The 1,889-nt window shown below is 74.8% G+C and carries 2 protein-coding genes; both read right to left on the bottom strand.

Annotated features, from left to right (window positions below):
* Positions 1–218: EamA family transporter (locus BZY54_RS54285; protein WP_244217681.1), on the bottom strand; the 218-nt coding region annotated here is incomplete at its 3' end.
* A 200-nt stretch (positions 219–418) separates the two neighbouring features.
* Positions 419–1,888, bottom strand: coding sequence for an FAD-dependent monooxygenase (locus BZY54_RS46600; RefSeq protein WP_244217682.1), 1,470 nt, complete (start codon positions 1,886–1,888; stop codon positions 419–421).
* Position 1,889: the final 1 nt, after the last annotated feature.

Below are 1,889 nucleotides of genomic sequence, written 5' to 3' on the forward strand. Positions count from 1 at the left end.
GCCCCGAACGGGGCCACGGCGGCCAGCGCCACCACCCAGCGCCAGAAGGCGTGCTGCACGGGAGGCACGGTGTCGTGCAGTGCGCGGGAGGTGACGAAGCTGCCGGCCCAGACGACCGTGGCCAGGGCGGCGAGCGCGATGCCGAGGGCGGGCGCGGCCGGCCTCGGGGCGGGGGCGGAGGGCTTGTCGAGTGTGGTCCGGTTCCGGACGTCGGCCACATAGATCCTTTCGCTGGGTGATGACGGCGGTGGTCCCACCGTCCCAGCGACCGACTGTCAGGTCCATCGAATCTTTTCGACGATTGTTTTCAGGAGAGCTGAATGGTCAGGGCGGTGTGCAGGACCGGACCGAGCGACGAGTGGCCGCCCCCCTCGGAGGCGGCCGGGGTGGGGCGGCAGTGGCCGCAGGGGTCGACCGGTCAGCCCACGTGGGTGGCGAGCACGCCCTCGATCGCCGCGGGATCGGCCGAGTCCGCGGCCCAGGCCACGTAGCCGTCGGGACGGACCAGCAGGACCGTACGGCGCTCTTTCGCCCAGCGGGCCGCGGTCAGCCGGGGGGCGCGCTCCTGCCCGACCTCGTACGCCCACGGGGCCACCAGCACGAACCGGCCGCCGCGCAGGGCCTCGTGGAGCCGGCCGCCGCCGGCCAGGGCGACGTCCGGGACGCGGGCGCCGACGAGGCGGTGGGCACCTCGGGGGGCGGCGTAGCGCAAGCCGATGCCGGTGATCTGGCCGGCCGCCTTGCGGCGGGCCGGGCCGCAGACACCCAGCAAGCCGACGAGGGCGGCCCGCAGGGCCAGGGTCCAGGGGCGCTTGGCCATGGCGAGGCGGACGATGCCGCCACTGCTGCGCAGGACGGCCCGGCCGACCGGATGGCGTTCGGCCTGGTAGGTGTCGAGGAGCGCCTCGGAGGCGTGGCCGGTGACGACCTGGACCAGCTTCCAGCCGAGGTTGGCCGCGTCCTGCAGGCCGGTGTTCATGCCCTGGCCGCCGGCCGGGCTGTGGACGTGGGCGGCGTCGCCCGCGAGGAAGACCCGGCCGACGCGGTAGGCGGGGGCCTGGCGCTCGTCGCTGTGGAAGCGGGACAGCCAGCGGGCGTCGTGCATGCCGAAGTCACGGCCGAGGGCGAGCCGGGTGATCTCCCTGACCTCGTCGAGGTCCACGGGCGTGTGGTCGGGGACGTTGCGGCCGCGGTGCCAGCAGATGACACGGTGGTAGCCGTCGCCGAAGGGCGCGAGGAAGGCGAAGGCGTCCCCGGCGGCGTTGACGGTCAGCAGGGTCTCGGGCGGCTCCGCGAGCCGTACGTCCGCGAGCACCACCGAACGGATCACCGAGCGCCCGGGGAAGGGCAGCCCGATCGCCTCGCGCACCCGGCTGCGCATCCCGTCCGCGCCGACGACGTAGGCCGCCCGCAACGTCCCGGGACGTCCGTCGGGCCCGTGGACCTCGACCGTCACGCCGTCCGCGTCCTGGGTCAGCCCGGTCACCGCGGTCTCGTGGCGGAAGTCCACGCCGGCCTTGACCGCTCGCCGCTCCAGGACCTCCTCCACCTCGTACTGCGGCAGGACTAGCACGTGGCCGAACCGGGAGGGCAGGGCGGTGAGGTCGATGCCGAGGCGGCCGAAGAGCCGCATCCGGCCGAGGGGGCGGCCGACGGCCTCCAGGTCGTCGGCGATGCTGCGGGAAAGAGGTGCGCGCGAAGCGCGTCCGTCGGGGGTGGTGGGCGACGGGCGGGCGTCGAGCTGCTCGAGGCTGCGGGCGTGCAGGACGAAGGCGCGGGAGAGGTTGCTGATGTGGTGCGGTCGCTTCTCGACCAGCGTGACGGGGACACCGGCGGATGCGAGGTCGCCGGCCAGGAGGAGCCCGGTGGGGCCCGCGCCGACGACGATC

Origin of the sequence: Streptomyces carpinensis (genome assembly GCF_002154505.1) — a bacterium.
GTDB classification, from domain to species: Bacteria; Actinomycetota; Actinomycetes; order Streptomycetales; family Streptomycetaceae; genus Streptomyces; species Streptomyces carpinensis.